This is a genomic window from Actinomadura sp. KC216, from assembly GCF_004348535.1.
GTDB lineage: Bacteria > Actinomycetota > Actinomycetes > Streptosporangiales > Streptosporangiaceae > Spirillospora.
Genome location: NZ_SMJX01000656.1, coordinates 1 through 866, shown reverse-complemented (window position 1 = coordinate 866; position 866 = coordinate 1). Strand labels below are relative to the sequence as shown.

At 74.4% G+C, this 866-nt stretch carries 2 pseudogenes; one reads left to right on the top strand and one right to left on the bottom strand.

Features of this window, described 5'->3' with window-relative positions:
• A pseudogene (locus E1264_RS44370) lies at window positions 1-332 on the top strand (hypothetical protein); the annotation flags it as partial.
• A 6-nt stretch (window positions 333-338) separates the two neighbouring features.
• On the opposite strand, the pseudogene E1264_RS42835 reads toward E1264_RS44370, so the two are convergent.
• A pseudogene (locus E1264_RS42835) lies at window positions 339-866 on the bottom strand (response regulator); the annotation flags it as partial.

The following is an 866-nucleotide window of genomic DNA, read 5'->3' as shown; positions in this document are numbered from 1 at the left end:
CCCAGCCGCCCTCCCAGCCGCCGTCCCAGCAGCACGGTCAGCCGCGCTCGCAGGGGCCGCAGCCGAGCCTTCCGCCGCAGACGCCTCCGCCGTGGGAGCAGCCGCAGCAGTACGCGAACTGGCAGCAGCCGCCTCCGCCGTCCTTGCGGGGCGGTCCCGCGAGCGACGCCGGGCGCGCGGAGCGCCGCAAGACGCTGCTGGTCGTGACGATCGCGGTGGTCCTGGTCGTCGCGGCGGTGCTGGTGGGCGCGTTCATCCTGCGCGGCAAGCTCCAGACGGACGCCGGAGCCCAGCCGGCGGCGCTGCCGGGTGCGGTGCTGGTGGCCCGCTGAGGCGGGTCAGCCGCCGGGGGAGAGGGCGTCCAGGGCGAGGCGGAGGTCGGCGACGTGCGCGTCGAGGTCGGCGGCGGGCTCGCCGGCCTGGAGCCGGGCCACGTCCTCCTCGATCAGCTTGACGCGCTCGTCGAGCGCCGACAGCAGCCGCTCGCCGCCCGCCAGCACCGCCTCCCCGTCGCCCTCGGCGAGGGTCTGGCGCAGCATCTGCGCCTGCCGCCTGAGCTGCAGGTTGCGGCGGTGCAGCTCCACGAACACCGACACCTTCGCGCGCAGCAGCCACGGGTCGAACGGCTTGGTCAGGTAGTCGACCGCGCCGGCGGCGTAGCCGCGGAACGCCTGCTCGCCCGCCTCGCCGCCCGCGGTGAGGAAGATGATCGGGATGTCGCGGGTGCGGGGCCGGGACTTGATGTGCCGACTTGTATTGGGTTCGGTTCGTGTTCGGGGTAGCTGCCCGTAGCGTGCCGTAGGACGCTGGGTGGGTTGGCTCGTGATGTGCCTGCCGAAGTTTGGCTCTCTCGGGGTGTGCCGCCC